This is a genomic window from Rhodococcoides navarretei (genome assembly GCF_038069675.1).
In the GTDB taxonomy this organism is placed as follows: domain Bacteria; phylum Actinomycetota; class Actinomycetes; order Mycobacteriales; family Mycobacteriaceae; genus Rhodococcoides; species Rhodococcoides navarretei.
The window spans coordinates 2,318,062-2,333,558 of record NZ_JBBPCN010000001.1; the positions used below are offsets into that span (position 1 = coordinate 2,318,062).

15 protein-coding genes are annotated in these 15,497 nt (G+C 65.8%); all 15 read left to right on the forward strand.

Annotated features, from left to right (window positions below; translation table 11 throughout):
* The first annotated feature begins 75 nt into the window (after positions 1 to 75).
* The 15 genes from infC to argH all read left to right on the forward strand — a co-directional run bounded on the left by infC (position 76) and on the right by argH (position 15,444).
* Entirely contained in the window at positions 76 to 816 is a 741-nt protein-coding gene (gene infC / locus AABD04_RS11140) for a translation initiation factor IF-3 (RefSeq protein ID WP_279393398.1), read from the forward strand.
* 116 nt (positions 817 to 932) lie between these two features.
* Positions 933 to 1,127: a 50S ribosomal protein L35 gene (gene rpmI / locus AABD04_RS11145; RefSeq protein WP_032394297.1), complete on the forward strand. Its 195-nt coding sequence runs from the start codon at positions 933 to 935 to the stop codon at positions 1,125 to 1,127.
* 87 nt (positions 1,128 to 1,214) lie between these two features.
* Positions 1,215 to 1,604, forward strand: coding sequence for a 50S ribosomal protein L20 (rplT, locus tag AABD04_RS11150; RefSeq protein WP_032378959.1), 390 nt, complete (start codon positions 1,215 to 1,217; stop codon positions 1,602 to 1,604).
* A gap of 38 nt (positions 1,605 to 1,642) precedes the next feature.
* Positions 1,643 to 2,449: a TrmH family RNA methyltransferase gene (locus AABD04_RS11155; protein ID WP_341441205.1), complete on the forward strand. Its 807-nt coding sequence runs from the start codon at positions 1,643 to 1,645 to the stop codon at positions 2,447 to 2,449.
* Positions 2,450 to 2,588: 139 nt separating this feature from the next.
* Entirely contained in the window at positions 2,589 to 3,656 is a 1,068-nt protein-coding gene (pheS, locus tag AABD04_RS11160; protein WP_243594905.1) for a phenylalanine--tRNA ligase subunit alpha, read from the forward strand.
* Between the two features lie 55 nt (positions 3,657 to 3,711).
* Positions 3,712 to 6,198, forward strand: a complete 2,487-nt coding sequence (gene pheT, locus AABD04_RS11165; RefSeq protein ID WP_341441206.1) for a phenylalanine--tRNA ligase subunit beta — start codon at positions 3,712 to 3,714, stop codon at positions 6,196 to 6,198.
* Positions 6,199 to 6,290: 92 nt separating this feature from the next.
* Positions 6,291 to 6,848, forward strand: a complete 558-nt coding sequence (locus AABD04_RS11170; RefSeq protein WP_341441207.1) for a hypothetical protein — start codon at positions 6,291 to 6,293, stop codon at positions 6,846 to 6,848.
* 52 nt (positions 6,849 to 6,900) lie between these two features.
* Positions 6,901 to 7,956, forward strand: coding sequence for an N-acetyl-gamma-glutamyl-phosphate reductase (gene argC / locus AABD04_RS11175; protein WP_341441208.1), 1,056 nt, complete (start codon positions 6,901 to 6,903; stop codon positions 7,954 to 7,956).
* Between the two features lie 32 nt (positions 7,957 to 7,988).
* A complete protein-coding gene (gene argJ / locus AABD04_RS11180) occupies positions 7,989 to 9,191 on the forward strand; it encodes a bifunctional glutamate N-acetyltransferase/amino-acid acetyltransferase ArgJ (RefSeq protein WP_341443016.1) in 1,203 nt (400 codons plus the stop codon).
* Positions 9,188 to 10,102 (forward strand): acetylglutamate kinase, encoded by a 915-nt coding sequence (gene argB, locus AABD04_RS11185; RefSeq protein ID WP_243610029.1) that lies wholly within the window; start codon positions 9,188 to 9,190, stop codon positions 10,100 to 10,102. Before argJ ends, argB begins: the two co-directional genes overlap by 4 nt.
* Positions 10,099 to 11,304, forward strand: coding sequence for an acetylornithine transaminase (locus tag AABD04_RS11190; RefSeq protein WP_243594900.1), 1,206 nt, complete (start codon positions 10,099 to 10,101; stop codon positions 11,302 to 11,304). The genes argB and AABD04_RS11190 overlap by 4 nt, the downstream gene beginning before the upstream one ends.
* Positions 11,301 to 12,236, forward strand: coding sequence for an ornithine carbamoyltransferase (gene argF / locus AABD04_RS11195; protein WP_243594899.1), 936 nt, complete (start codon positions 11,301 to 11,303; stop codon positions 12,234 to 12,236). The genes AABD04_RS11190 and argF overlap by 4 nt, the downstream gene beginning before the upstream one ends.
* Positions 12,233 to 12,748 (forward strand): arginine repressor, encoded by a 516-nt coding sequence (locus tag AABD04_RS11200; protein ID WP_037192611.1) that lies wholly within the window; start codon positions 12,233 to 12,235, stop codon positions 12,746 to 12,748. The genes argF and AABD04_RS11200 overlap by 4 nt, the downstream gene beginning before the upstream one ends.
* Before the next feature lie 51 nt (positions 12,749 to 12,799).
* The gene (locus tag AABD04_RS11205) at positions 12,800 to 13,999 is read left to right on the forward strand and encodes an argininosuccinate synthase (RefSeq protein WP_094612580.1); all 1,200 of its coding nucleotides are present in this window, start codon (positions 12,800 to 12,802) and stop codon (positions 13,997 to 13,999) included.
* On the forward strand, positions 13,996 to 15,444 hold the full coding sequence (gene argH, locus AABD04_RS11210; protein WP_341441209.1) for an argininosuccinate lyase: 1,449 nt from the start codon (positions 13,996 to 13,998) through the stop codon (positions 15,442 to 15,444). The genes AABD04_RS11205 and argH overlap by 4 nt, the downstream gene beginning before the upstream one ends.
* Positions 15,445 to 15,497 lie beyond the last annotated feature (53 nt).

Consider the following 15,497-nt stretch of genomic DNA (forward strand, 5'->3'; position numbering starts at 1 on the left):
CGACATCGGGCCCTGCTATCGGTTCATACCGGGAGCAGGGTTTTTTCGTTGCAGCGAATTGCATCGCTGCGGGGAATGTCGAGGATCGACGGCGACGGGCTGTGCCAGTGGCAGGCGGTCGGGTTACACACCACACCGCACTACCTAGGAGGCCCCATCAGCACTGAGACCCGCATCAACGATCGCATCCGAGTTCCCGAGGTCCGGCTTGTCGGACCGGGCGGTGAACAGGTGGGGATCGTGCGTGTTGAAGATGCACTCCGCTTGGCTCTCGAAGCCGACCTCGATCTTGTCGAAGTAGCTCCCGACGCACGTCCGCCGGTCTGCAAGATCATGGACTACGGGAAGTTCAAGTACGAGGCTGCGCAGAAGGCGCGCGAATCGCGCAAGAACCAGACGCTCACCGTCATCAAGGAGCAGAAGCTCCGCCCCAAGATCGACGCGCACGACTACGAGACCAAGAAGCGCAACGTCGTTCGCTTCCTCGAAGCCGGCTCGAAGGTCAAGGTCACCATCATGTTCCGCGGTCGCGAGCAGTCGCGACCCGAACTCGGTTTCCGTCTGCTGCAGCGCCTGGGCGCGGACGTCGCGGAGCTCGGCTTCGTGGAGACCTCGGCCAAGCAGGACGGCCGCAACATGACGATGGTGTTGGCGCCGCACAAGGGTGCCAAGACTCGCGTCAAGGCACAGGAGAGCGCAGCGGCACCGCCCGCGCAACGCGCACCGGCTCCCGCGCCGGCACAGCCCGCCGATGCAGCCCCGGCTGCCGAGGCACCGGCCGCAGCAGCTCCGGCTACTCCGGCGCAGACCAACTGAGCCTCGTGCTCTACCAGTAAGACAGCCCTACACCCGCTTCGGTGCACAGTTTTTCCGTTGCGTCGTACGGCTGTGCCATGCAACACCGAAGAGCGATTACAGAAGAAGAGGATTTCATGCCCAAGCAGAAGACCCACAGTGGTGCCAAGAAGCGATTCAAGGTGTCCGGCAGCGGCAAGATCCTGCGCCAGAAGGCCGGCCGTCGCCACCTGCTCGAGCACAAGCCCACCAAGGTGACTCGTCGCCTCGATGGTGTTGCCGTCGTCAAGAAGCCCGACGTACCGCGGATCAAGCGCCTGCTCGGCATCTGATCTGGACCGGCCGCCGACTGATACCGGTCGGCTTCATCCCATTACCATTCGGGGTTTCACAAGCCCCCAGATCGACAGGATTTACCAGTGGCACGCGTAAAAAGGGCCGTCAATGCCCAGAAGAAGCGCCGTTCGATTCTCGAAGCGTCCAAGGGATACCGCGGACAGCGCTCACGTCTGTACACCAAGGCCAAGGAGCAGCAGCTCCACTCGCTGACCTACGCGTACCGGGACCGCCGCGCACGCAAGGGTGACTTCCGCAAGCTGTGGATCACGCGTATCAACGCTGCAGCCCGGGCCAACGACATCACGTACAACCGCTTTGTCCAGGGCCTCAAGGCCGCGGGCGTCGAGGTCGACCGCAAGATCCTTGCGGAGCTCGCGGTGTCGGATGCTGCGGCATTCGCAAGCCTGGTCGCCATCGCCAAGGCTGCACTGCCTGCCGATGTCAACGCTCCGGCCGGAGAAGCAGCCTGAGCGAGTCGACGTACGACGACTCAACACCGAAACGGCCCGTGGATTCGCTGACCGAGCGAACTCCGCGGGTCGTTTCGGCCGTCAAGCTCGCGCGAGCCGCGGAACGCAAGAAGTCCGGGCTCTTCCTCGCCGAAGGCTTCAACGCGGTGTCCGAGGCGGCGCAGTCCCGGTTGGTTCGTGAGCTGTTCTTCACCCCGGATGCTCTCGAGCGCCACCACGACCTCATTGCATCCGTCGAGGCCGGTGGCGCACGAGTTTTTCCGATCACAGACCGCGCTGCGAAGGCGTTGTCCGACACCGTGACGCCGCAGGGTCTCATCGCAGTCACCGAGTTGATCGACGTCCCGCTCGACCGTGCGTTGGCCGGAACACCGCGGCTGGTCGCCGTACCGGTGGAAACTGCCGAGCCGGGCAATGCCGGGACGGTCATTCGCGTCGCCGACGCGGCTGGAGCGGATTCGATTGTCTTGCTGGGTGACTCTGTGGACCCCCACAACGGAAAGTGCGTCCGCGCCTCGGCGGGCAGCGTGTTCCACCTGCCCATCGCTCGGGAGCGATCGATCGAGTCCGGAATCGACGCGTTGCGCAGGGCGGGTCTGACCATCGTCGCCACGGCCGCCGACGGCGAAGTGGACTTGGACGATGCCGACGAGTTGCTCACGCAACCGACCGCGTGGTTGTTCGGCAACGAGGCGCACGGGCTCCCCGAGTCGGTGACGCGCGATGCCGATCACCGTATTCGAATCCCGATCCACGGCCGCGCCGAGAGCCTCAACCTCGCGACTGCAGCGGCGATCTGCCTGTACGCGAGTGCTCGGGCACAGCGACGCTCCGGAACCTCGTGAGCGCGGTCGCCTAGGATCGATACCTGTCTGCTCCGCGCAGGAGTGAAGCCTGCGCAACGACCCTTGTTGCGCAGGAGTGAAGCCTGCGCAACGACCCTTCGTGGCAGACACCGACTATTACTCGAGGAGTGCAGCTGTCGTGGCGAAGAAAGATGTCGCAACCGAGCCGGTGGATCCGAGCGTTCTCGAGGAGTCTGCGCTCGGAACCGCAGTGGACTCGGCCGAGCAGGCGTTCGCCGACGCGTCGGACCTCGATGCTCTGACCAAGGTCAAGATCGATCACGTGGGCGGCAAGGCTCCGTTGGCGCTGGCGCAGCGCGCCCTCGGTGCGATCCCGGGGGACCAGAAGGCGGACGCGGGCAAACGCGTCAAGGCAGCGCGCGATCGAGTGCAGAAGGCCTTCGACGAACGACGCGCCGTGCTGTCGGCCGAGCGTGACGCCGCCATCCTGGTCGCCGAGACCATCGATGTGACACTGCCGACCGACCGAGCTCCCGCCGGCGCCCGGCACCCCATCACGATCATTTCCGAACAGGTCGCCGACGTGTTCGTCGCAATGGGCTGGGAAGTCGAAGAAGGCCCCGAGGTCGAGACCGAGCACTTCAACTTCGATGCGCTCAACTTCTTACCCGACCACCCTGCGCGCACGATGCAGGACACTTTTCACATCGCGCCCGAGGGTTCGCGGCAGGTCCTGCGCACACACACTTCGCCGGTTCAGGTCCGGTCGATGCTCTCGCGTGAGGTTCCGATCTACGTCGTCTGCCCAGGCCGGACGTTTCGCACGGACGAACTCGACACGACGCACACTCCGGTCTTCCATCAGGTCGAGGGTCTTGCCATCGACAAGGGCCTGACCATGGCGCACCTGCGCGGCACGCTGGATGCGTTCGCGAAGGCATTGTTCGGCAACGACACCCGTACTCGCATGCGCCCCAACTACTTCCCGTTCACCGAACCCTCGGCCGAGGTCGACGTGTGGTTCCCGAAGAAGAAGGGCGGGGCCGGTTGGGTCGAGTGGGGTGGTTGCGGAATGGTCAACCCGAAGGTGTTGCAGGCCAGCGGCATCGACCCCGAGGTCTACACCGGATTCGCGTTCGGAATGGGTCTCGAGCGGACGCTGCAGTTCCGCAATGACATCCCGGACATGCGCGACATCGTCGAGGGCGACATCAGGTTCACCTTGCCCTTCGGTGTTCAGGCCTGACGCCGCTTCTCACCCGACCCACTTCTTCTCGGATACAAGAAAGAGCTGAGCACACGTGCGAGTCCCACAATCCTGGCTGACCGAGGTCCTACACGCGGGGACTCCCGACTGGGCCGTGTCGCCCGAGGAGCTCGACGCCGGTTTCGTGCGGGTCGGGTTCGAGGTCGAGGAACTCGAGTCGCTGGACAACGTGACCGGCCCTCTGGTCGTCGGTCGGGTGAGTTCGATCGAAGAGCTGACCGAGTTCAAGAAGCCGATTCGCTTCTGCCTCGTGGACGTCGGAGCAGCCGAGCCTCAGGAAATCGTCTGCGGTGCCAGGAACTTCGCCGAGGGCGACCTCATCGTCGCCGCTCTACCTGGCAGCGTCCTGCCTGGGGGATTCGCCATCGCGTCGCGCAAGACCTACGGCCGCAACTCCAACGGCATGATCTGCTCGACGCTCGAACTCGGGTTGGGTAAGGATCACTCCGGAATTCTGGTGCTGCCCGAGGGCACGGCCGCTCCGGGCGACGACGCCAAAGCCGTTCTCGGTCTGCTGGACTCGGTCATCGAGCTCAACGTGACCCCGGATCGCGGCTACGCCTTCTCGGTCCGCGGCCTCGCCCGCGAACTGGCCTGCAGTTTCGACCTTCCGTTCGTGGATCCGGCGCGCACGGTCCCCACCGAGGTCACCGGTGACGCCTGGTCGGTCACCGTCGAACCGAACTCGGGCGCATCGCGATTCGCGTTGCGCAAGATCGTCGGAATCGATCCGAGCGCGACGACGCCTTGGTGGATGCAGCGTCGACTGCTGCTGGCCGGCGTACGCCCGATCTCGGCGGCCGTCGATGTCACCAACTACGTGCTGCACGAACTCGGCCAGCCGCTACACGCGTTCGATGCGGCCAAGCTCGACGGCGATCTCGTCGTCCGCCGCGCGAATGCTGGGGAGAAGCTGACCACTCTGGACGGCGTCGAGCGGTCACTCGATGCCGAGGACGTCGTCATCGCCGACGGGTCGGGAGCCATCTCGTTGGCCGGTGTAATGGGCGGCGCGTCCACCGAAGTGGACGACTCGACCACCGAGGTCGTACTCGAAGCGGCATCGTTCGATCCGCTCGCGGTGTTCCGCACCGGGCGTCGCCACAAGCTCTCCAGCGAGGCCAGCAAGCGTTTCGAGCGGACAGTCGATTCTGCTCTTCCGGTCGCAGCGCTGGATCGAGCAGCACAGTTGCTTGTCGAGATCGCCGGTGGCCGGATCGAGCCCGTGTTGACCGATATCGGCGAAGCCGCCGAATATCCGACGGTCACGATGGACTTCGACCTACCGGATCGAATCGCCGGAGTGCAGTATCCCAATGGAACCGCTGCCCGACGGTTGACGCAGATCGGCTGCGGCGTCGAGGTTTCTGTCGGCGACGGCGGACACGGCCAGCTAATCGTCACCCCGCCGTCCTGGCGACCGGACCTGGTGCAGCGCGCCGACCTGGTGGAAGAGGTGCTGCGGCTCGAAGGGCTCGAACAGATTCCGTCGGTGCTGCCGTCGGCCCCGGGAGGTCGCGGCCTCACCGCCGAACAGAAGCGCAGGCGCGCCGTCGGTAAGGCACTCGCGTTCTCCGGATACGTCGAGGTGTTGCCTCCGGTGTTCCTGCCCAAGGGTGTGTTCGATACATGGGGTCTCGACGCGGACGATCCGCGGCGCGCGACCACCTCGGTGCTCAATCCACTCGAGGCCGACCGTCCCGAGCTCGCGACCACAGTCCTTCCGGGTTTGCTCGAGATGCTGAGCAGGAACATCGCCCGCGGCCAGCGAGACGTCTCGTTGTTCGGCATTGCACAGGTGGTGCTGCGGCACGACGCCACCGCCGCCGTGGACGCGTTGCCGGTCGATCGTCGTCCCACCGACGACCAGATCGCGATGCTTCGCGGTTCGTTGCCGGCGCAGCCGGTGCACGTGGGCATGGTGCTCACCGGTCAGCGTGAGTTGTCGGGTCCGTGGGGTCCCGGCCGCGCCGCCGAGGCCGCCGATGCGTTCGCTGCGGTGCGCACTGTTGCCGAGGCGTCCGGAGTGCACGTCGATCTTCGGGCGGTACACCATCTTCCGTGGCATCCAGGTCGGTGCGCGGAGGTCCTGCTCGACGGCGAGGTCGTCGGACATGCGGGCGAGCTGCATCCGGCGGTGCTCGAGCGGGCGGGCTTGCCGCCGCGTACGTGCGCCGTGGAGTTGAGCCTGAGCGCTCTGCCCGTGGTCGAATCGCTGCCTGCCCCCGAGGTGTCGCCCTATCCGGCGGTGCTGCAGGACGTGGCCGTGGTGGTCGACGCCTCCGTCCCGGCGGCGTCGGTGGAAGCCGCTCTGACGATCGGTGGTGGCGATCTGCTCGAGTCGATTCGACTGTTCGACGTCTACGAGGGTGAACAGGTCGGCGAGGGGCGCAAGTCGCTGGCGTTCGCGTTGCGCTTCCGCGGTGCCGACGGCACCTTGACCGAGGATCAGGCTACGGCTGCCCGCGATGCTGCGGTCGACGCGGCATCGAAGGCCGTCGGCGCGCAGCTGCGCAGTTGAATCAGTGCAGCCGCGCAGTTGATCCGTCCACGGCCGGGCTCGCGTGTCCGTAGCGTGGAGTCACGAGTGACCACGGGTGACGGGAGCAGCGCATGAGTGAGTTCGAGAAAGACGGCACGCCGACGGATCTTCAGGTGGTCGAGGAGATTCTCGCCGCCGTGGCGGGTCGCCCGGCACTGGCCCCGGTGGCAGCTGCCGCGTCGGCTCTGGCGGCCGAGCTGAGCACTGCAGAACCGGAGCCGATCGGTCCCGATCGCGGAGCGCCACCCGGAACAGTTCCCGATGTCGACGTTCCGCAGGTGACCAAGCCGCGGATCGATCAGCCGCTCGGGGACCCACCGCCGGGGGCTCCGCTCGGCGGAACCGTGCCGGGGATCGTCGACGCGGAGCTGGTGGAGGACCTGCCCGCCGGCACCGGATACGGAGCGGGGTCGGTGAGCGCGCCGATCGGTGACTTCACCGATTCGGGGGTGCCCACCTGGGACGGTGTGCGCGACAAGGTCGAACAGCGATCGGGCACAGCCGTCGGTGCGGAGGAGTTGGACCGAGAGTCGGCGGCGGGCCGTGGCCTCGACGAGCAGTGGAACGAGCGGCAGGAAGCCGGCCGCAGGAAGCTCGACGAGATCCGCAAGTCCATGGGTGGACGCTGACACACCGGACCCATTCATGAATGAGCTTGCATGATGCTGCATAATAAACCGCATGACTATTTCGGAGGCCACGCCGAGGCGCATCGCGGTGGCGGGCGCAAGCGGATACGCCGGTGGTGAGATTCTTCGACTGCTCCTCGGGCACCCGGGGGTGCGCGACGGTTCGTTGGTCATCGGCTCTCTGACCGCGGGCGGCAATGCCGGTGCGACGCTGGGTGAATTCCATCCCCACCTGTTGCCACTTGCAGACCGCGTTCTCGCCCCGACCACCGTCGACGAACTCGCCGGGCACGACGTCGTGTTCCTGGGGCTCCCGCACGGCAAGTCTGCTGAGCTCGCGCTGCAGCTGCCCGAGTCCGTGGTGATCATCGACTGCGGGGCCGACTTCCGCCTCACCGATGGTGCGGCCTGGGAGAAGTACTACAAGAGTCCTCATGCGGGTAGTTGGCCGTACGGATTGCCAGAGTTACCGGGCTGCCGTGAGCGGTTGATCGGTGCCACTCGCATCGCGGTTCCCGGGTGCTACCCGACGGTGTCGTCGCTGGCACTCGCACCTGCCGTCGCCGCAGGCATCATCGAGCCCCGCGTCAATATCGTTGCCGTCACCGGTAGTTCGGGTGCCGGTCGCGCTCCCAAGGCCGATCTTCTCGGTTCTGAGGTGATGGGTTCGGTTCGGGCGTACGCGGTTGCGGGCGCACACCGTCACACTCCCGAGATCGTGCAGAACCTCTCGGCCGTCGCCGGTAGTGCTGTATCGGTGTCCTTCACGCCGGTTCTCGCACCGATGCCTCGCGGGATCCTGGCCACCTGCACCGCGGTCACCACCGCAACGCAGACGCAGGCCGTCGAGATCTACGAGAAGGCCTACGCCGCAGAGCCGTTCGTGCACGTGCTTCCGGCCGGTCGGCTTCCGCAGACCGGTTCGGTCATCGGGTCGAACGCCGTGCAGATGAGCGTGTCGGTCGACGCGGACGCCGGCTTGCTCGTCGTGATCGCGGCCATCGACAACCTGGCCAAGGGCACGGCGGGTGCCGCAGTCCAATCCATGAACCTTGCACTGGGAATCACCGAGACCGAGGGTCTCTCTACCGTAGGAGTAGCGCCATGAGCAGCGTCGGGAGCGAGGCGAAGGCCGTCGGCATGGTTGCGGGAAAGCTCGTGCGCACGCAGGGTGTCACCTGTCCCGCAGGGTTCCGCGCCGCCGGTATTCCGGCCGGTATCAAGGCGAGTGGCAAGTCCGATCTGGCCTTGGTGTTCAACGAGGGGCCCGATTTCGCTGCGGCGGGTGTGTTCACCCGCAACAAGGTCAAGGCTGCTCCGGTGTTGTGGTCGCAGCAGGTGCTCTCCACCGGACGGCTGCGCGCGGTGATTCTCAATTCCGGTGGTGCCAATGCCTGCACGGGTGCGCCTGGCTTCCAGGATTCACACCGTACGGCCGAGGAAGTGGCGTCCGCCCTGAGCAATTGGGGTTCCGAGACCGGGGCGATCGAGGTTGCCGTGTGCTCGACGGGTCTCATCGGTGATCGGCTCCCGATGGACAAGCTGCTGCCCGGCGTGACCGAGGTGGTACACGAACTCGCAGGCGGTATTTCGGGTGGCACGGATGCGGCGTACGCGATCATGACCACCGACACCGTGCCCAAGCAGGCGGCTGTTCATCATGCCGACAAGTGGAACGTCGGCGGCATGGCGAAGGGTGCGGGCATGTTGGCACCGTCGTTGGCCACGATGCTCAGCGTCCTCACCACCGATGCCGTTGCCACCGCAGAACAACTGGACAAGGCGCTGCGCGCGGCGACCCGGTTGTCCTACGACCGGCTCGACGTCGACGGCGCGTCCTCGACCAACGACACCGTGCTGCTGCTCTCCTCCGGGGCCAGCGGAGTGGCACCGTCACAGGAGGAACTCGACGCTGCGGTCCTGGCGGTGTGCGACGATCTGGCCGACCAGATGATGGCCGACGCCGAGGGCGTCACCAAGCGGGTGCGGATCACCGTGTCGGGTGCGATGAACGAGGACGACGCCCTGATCGGCGCGCGCACGGTCGCCAGGGACTCATTGGTGAAGACGGCCCTGTTCGGTTCGGATCCCAACTGGGGTCGAGTGCTCGCGGCAATCGGTATCGCCCCGATCGAGCTCGATCCGGATCGGATTGCGGTGTCCTTCAACGGTGATCCGGTGTGCATCGACGGCGTGGGTGCGCCCGGCGCTCGGGAGGTCGACCTGTCCGGTGTCGACATCGCGGTGACCATCGATCTCGGTCTCGGCGCAGGGTCGGCCACCATCCGCACCACCGATCTCTCGCATGCGTACGTCGAAGAGAATTCGGCGTACTCGTCATGACCTCGGCGGCACTGCAGTTGACGGCCGCGCAGAAGGCCTTCACTCTCGCCGAGGCTCTGCCCTGGCTGCAGCGATTCTCGGGCAAGATCGTCGTCGTGAAGTACGGCGGAAACGCCATGGTCGACGACGATCTGAAGCGGGCTTTCGCGGCCGACATGGTATTTCTGCGCACCGTCGGAATCCACCCGGTCGTCGTTCACGGCGGCGGGCCGCAGATCTCGGCCATGCTGACCAGACTCGGCCTGACAGGTGAATTCCGCGGCGGATTCCGCGTCACCACGCCGGAGGTCATGGACGTCGCGAGGATGGTGTTGTTCGGGCAGGTCGGGCGCGAGCTGGTCGGATTGATCAACGGTCACGGTCCGTACGCCGTGGGAATCTCCGGTGAGGACGCGCACCTGTTCACCGCGACGCGTCGTACCGTGCTGGTCGACGGCACCGAGACCGATATCGGCCTCGTCGGCGACGTCACCTCGGTGAACCCTGCAGCGGTCTTCGATCTCATTGCAGCAGGACGCATTCCGGTGGTGTCCACCATCGCTCCCGACCGCGACGGCGTCGTACACAACATCAACGCCGACACTGCGGCAGCGGCGCTTGCCAGTGCCATCGGTGCCGAGAAGATGGTGGTGCTCACCGATGTCGAAGGCCTGTACACCGATTGGCCCGATCGCAGCTCGTTGACCTCCGAGATCGACGCGTCCACGCTAGAGGCGTTGCTGCCCTCGCTCGACGCCGGGATGGTGCCGAAGATGGAAGCCTGCCTGCGTGCGGTTCGAGCGGGTGTTCCGTCGGCGCATGTCATCGACGGTCGCGTCGAACATTCCGTTCTGGTGGAGCTGTTCACCGGTGAGGGAATCGGCACCATGGTCACCCCCGATCATTCTTCTACGTCAGGAGTCACGCCATGACCGGCACCGAGTCCACCCTCGATCTGCAACAGCGGTGGTCGAATTCGTTGATGGACAACTACGGTGTTCCGCGTGTTGCGCTCGTCCGCGGCGAGGGCGCGGTGGTGACGGACGCCGACGGAAAGCAGTATCTGGACTTGCTGGCGGGCATTGCCGTCAACATTCTCGGACATGCCCATCCGGCGGTGATCGAGGCGGTCACCACTCAGCTGTCCACCCTCGGGCACACCTCGAATCTGTATGCGACAGAACCAGGTATCGCGTTGGCCGAGCAATTGCTCGCGCACCTCGGTGCCGGTGCCACCGGGCGGGTGTTCCTGTGTAATTCGGGAACAGAGGCCAACGAAGCGGCGTTCAAGATCGCTCGCCTGACCGGCCGCCCCAACATCGTGGCAGCCGAGAAGTCCTTTCACGGACGGACGATGGGTGCTCTCGCGCTGACCGGTCAGCCGGACAAGCGGATTCCGTTCGAGCCGATGCCTGCGGGCGTCCACCACGTGCCGTACGGCGATGTGGCCGCGCTGGAAGCCGTCGTCGATTCCGACACCGCCGCAGTCTTTCTCGAACCGATCATGGGCGAGGGCGGTGTTGTGGTTCCGCCCGAGGGATACCTCCTCGCTGCGCGCGAGATCACCGCGAAGCACGGTGCACTGCTGGTCCTGGACGAGGTGCAGACCGGTATCGGCCGAACGGGATGGTTCTACGCCCACCAGTCGGTCGGCATCGTGCCAGACGTCATCACGCTCGCCAAGGGTCTGGGCGGCGGACTGCCCATCGGCGCATGTATCGGCATCGGAGCGGCGGGGGAGTTGCTGCATCCGGGCAAGCACGGCACCACGTTCGGTGGTAATCCGGTCTGCGCAGCTGCCGCGCTGGCGGTGTTGCGGACCATTGCCGACGAGGATCTGCTCTCGCATGCAGACAGCATCGGCAAGACCATCGCGCACTCCATCGAGGGTCTCGATCACCCTCTGGTGAGCCATGTCAGGGGTTCGGGTCTGCTACTGGGCGTGGTGCTCACCGCGGCGGTCGCACCGGCGGCCGAAGCGGCTGCGCGCGAGGCAGGCTTCCTCCTGAACGCGGCACAGCCCGACGTGCTCCGACTCGCGCCACCGTTGATCATCACCGAAGAGCAAGCCGCGTCGTTCGTGACGGCGTTACCGGCAATTCTCGACGCAGCACAGGAGGCTCATCAGCCATGACCGTTCAGCACTTCCTCCGGGACGACGACATCACGCCACAGCAGCAGGGCGAAATCCTCGCTCTGGCAGCGGAGCTCAAGCGTGCACCGTTCTCTAAGCGTCCGCTCGAGGGCCCCAAGGGAATAGGTGTCATCTTCGAGAAGAACTCGACACGCACTCGCTTCTCGTTCGAGATGGGCATCGCGCAGTTGGGTGGTCATGCGGTGGTGGTGACCGGCCGCGACACCCAGCTGGGTCGCGAGGAGACGCTGCAGGACACGGGGCGGGTTCTTTCGCGCTATGTCGAGGCGGTCGTGTGGCGCACGTTCGGGCAGAAGCGACTCGAGCAGATGGCCACCGGCGCAACGATTCCGATCGTGAACGCCCTCTCCAACGAGTTCCACCCCTGCCAGGTTCTTGCGGATCTGCAGACCCTGATCGAGCACAAGGGAAATCTGCAGGGTCGCACCTTGGCCTACTTCGGTGACGGTGCCAACAACATGGCGCACTCGCTGCTCATCGGCGGAGTGACGGCCGGGCTGAACGTGCGGATCGCCGCGCCCAAGGATTTCGCGCCGCTCGGCTACGTTCTCGACGCGGCCCATGCACGCGCCGAGGAAACCGGGGCCACCATCACCATCACCGAGGACCCGGTCGAGGCCGCCACCGGTGCCGACGCGCTCGTCACCGACACCTGGACGTCGATGGGCCAGGAGAACGACGGTCTCGATCGCGTCGCTCCGTTCCGGCCGTATCGCATCGATTCCGATCTGCTCTCGAAGGCGCAGTCGGACGCTGTCGTGCTGCACTGCCTCCCCGCACATCGCGGCGAGGAGATCACCGACGAGGTGCTCGACGGTCCCCAGAGTGTGGTCTGGGACGAGGCCGAGAACCGTCTGCATGCGCAGAAGGCACTGCTGGTGTGGCTTCTCGAGCAGGCCCGCCGACCATGAGCGAGGACGTCACTGCGGTGCCGTTGACCGCGTCGACCCGCGCGGGCAGGCAGGCACGGATCATCGCGTTGCTGGCCACGCATCAGGTGCGCAGTCAACCGCAGCTGGCGTCGCTGCTCGCGGCCGAGGGAATCGACACCACTCAGGCCACGCTGTCGCGGGACCTCGAGGAATTGGGTGCCGTGAAACTCCGCGCACCCGACGGTGGAGTGGGGGTGTACGTCGTGCCCGAGGACGGCAGCCCGGTCCGCGGAGTGTCCGGCGGCACCGACCGCCTCCTGAAGTTGCTGGGGGAGTTGTTGGTGTCCACCGATCACAGCGGGAACCAGGCCGTACTCCGGACGCCACCCGGCGCGGCACACTACCTGGCCAGCGCTCTGGATCGTGCTGCGATGCCCGAGATCGTCGGGACCATCGCCGGCGACGACACGATTCTGTTGATCGCCCGCGAGCCACATACCGGTGGCGAGGTCGCGGACAAGATCGAAAAGCTTGCTCGACGCGGTAACTGAGATCCGGTTACCCATCATGCGCAACACGAACAACGAAGGAGCTTGAACACCATGGCCGAACGCGTCATCCTCGCCTACTCCGGCGGACTCGACACCTCCGTCGCCATCAGCTGGATCGGGAGGGAGACGGGCAAGGAGGTCGTTGCCGTCGCCATCGATCTGGGCCAGGGCGGCGAGGACATGGACGTCGTGCGTCAGCGCGCACTCGATTGCGGCGCAGTCGAATCCGTCGTCGTCGACGCCAGGGACGAGTTCGCCGACGAGTACTGCTTGCCGACGGTGCAGTCCAACGCGCTGTACATGGATCGATACCCGCTCGTGTCGGCCATCAGCCGTCCGTTGATCGTCAAGCACCTCGTGGAGAACGCCCGGGCGCACGGCGGAACCGTTGTCGCACACGGGTGCACGGGTAAGGGCAACGATCAGGTTCGGTTCGAGGTCGGCTTCAACACCCTCGCCCCCGAGCTCGAGGTGTTGGCACCGGTTCGCGACTACGCGTGGACGCGCGAGAAGGCGATCAAGTTCGCCGAGGAGAACGACATCCCGATCAACGTGACCACCAAGTCGCCGTTCTCGATCGACCAGAACGTCTGGGGGCGCGCGGTGGAGACCGGTTTCCTCGAAGACCTGTGGAACGCGCCGACCAAGGATGTCTACGACTACACCGAGGATCCGACGGTCAACTTCCAAGCTCCGGACGAGCTCGTCGTCTCGTTCGACAAGGGTCGTCCCGTCGCGATCGACGGCCGTCCGGTCTCGGTACTCGAAGCGATCCAGGAGCTCAACACTCGTGCGGGTGCTCAGGGTGTCGGGCGTTTGGACGTGGTGGAGGATCGGCTCGTCGGCATCAAGAGTCGCGAGATCTACGAGGCACCCGGTGCCATGGTGCTCATCCGCGCCCACGAGGAGCTCGAGCACGTGACCCTCGAGCGCGAGCTCGGTCGCTACAAGCGCCATACCGACCAGAAGTGGGCCGAGCTGGTGTACGACGGCCTCTGGTATTCCCCGCTCAAGGGTGCTCTCGACACGTTCGTGCAGCACACGCAGGAGCACGTCTCCGGCGATATCCGCCTGGTTCTGCACGCGGGCGGGATCATCGTCAACGGACGCCGCAGCGGCGAGTCGCTGTACGACTTCAATCTCGCCACCTACGACGAGGGCGACACGTTCGACCAGTCCGCGGCCAAGGGATTCGTTCAGCTGCACGGACTCTCGTCGAAGATCGCCGCGAAGAGGGACCTGGGCCTGTGACGAATTCGGAGACCTCGCACGGAACCAACGAAGGTTCGCTCTGGGGCGGCAGATTCGCATCCGGGCCGGCCGCCGCCATGGCGGCGTTGAGCAAGTCGACACACTTCGACTGGGTGCTCGCGCCGTACGACATCCGCGCATCCATGGCACACGCTCGCGTGCTGAACGGTGCCGGACTACTCACCCCGCAGGACCTCGAGACCATGCTCGACGGTTTGCAGCGCCTCGCCGACGACGTCTCCTCGGGAGCGTTCGTGGCAGCCGAGTCGGACGAGGACGTGCACGGAGCTCTCGAACGCGGGTTGATCGATCGGGTCGGACCCGAGGTCGGTGGTCGGTTGCGCGCGGGCCGATCCCGCAACGACCAGGTGGCCACGCTGTTCCGGATGTGGCTGCGCGACGCCGTCCGCCGGGTGTCGGTCGGCGTTCTCGACGTGGTCGACGCGTTGGCCACCCAGGCAGCGGCGCATCCGACGGCCGTCATGCCGGGCAAGACGCATTCGCAGGCCGCACAGCCGGTGTTGCTGGCGCATCATATGCTCGCGCACACCCATCCGCTGCTGCGCGATGTTCAGCGCTTCGCGGATTTCGACACGCGAGCAGCGGTGTCGCCGTACGGTTCCGGTGCTCTTGCCGGTTCGTCGCTCGGGCTCAGTCCGGAGAAGATCGCAGCCGAGCTCGGGTTCGACTCGTCGGCCGAGAACTCGATCGACGCCACCTCCTCGCGTGACTTCGCCGCCGAAGCGGCCTTCGTGTTGGCGATGACGGCGGTCGATCTGTCGCGATTCGCCGAGGAGGTCATCTCGTGGAGCACGCCCGAGTACGGCTACGTGACGCTGGCCGACGCGTGGTCCACCGGTAGTTCGATCATGCCGCAGAAGAAGAACCCGGACGTCGCGGAGTTGACCCGGGGAAAGACCGGCCGTTTGATCGGAAATCTGACCGGCCTGCTGGCCACGTTGAAGGCGCAACCGTTGGCCTACAACCGTGATCTTCAGGAAGACAAGGAGCCGGTGTTCGATTCGGTGGCGCAGCTCGAGCTGTTGCTACCTGCGCTCACGGGTTTGACGGCGACCCTGGAGTTCCACACCGAACGCATGGCCGAGCTGGCACCGGCCGGGTTCACACTCGCCACCGACATCGCCGAATGGATGGTGCGGCAGGGGATTGCGTTCCGTGTTGCTCACGAGGCTGCAGGAGCCTGCGTGCGGGCGGCCGAGGCGCGAGGCGTCGGGTTGGTGGATCTGACCGACGACGAGCTGGCCGCGATCGATCCGTCCCTCACTCCGGCCGTTCGTGAGGTGCTCACGGTGGAGGGTTCCATCTCGTCGCGGGATGCGCGCGGTGGCACGGCGGCCGTGCAGGTCGCGCATCAGCTGGGGGGCGTGCGGGCGATTGCCGGGACCCTGCGTGCATGGGCCGAGGAACCGGTGTTGCGGCACTGAGTGCGCAATCGATATCCATACCGGTTCCCCGAGTGTGATGTGAGAAGCTTTCG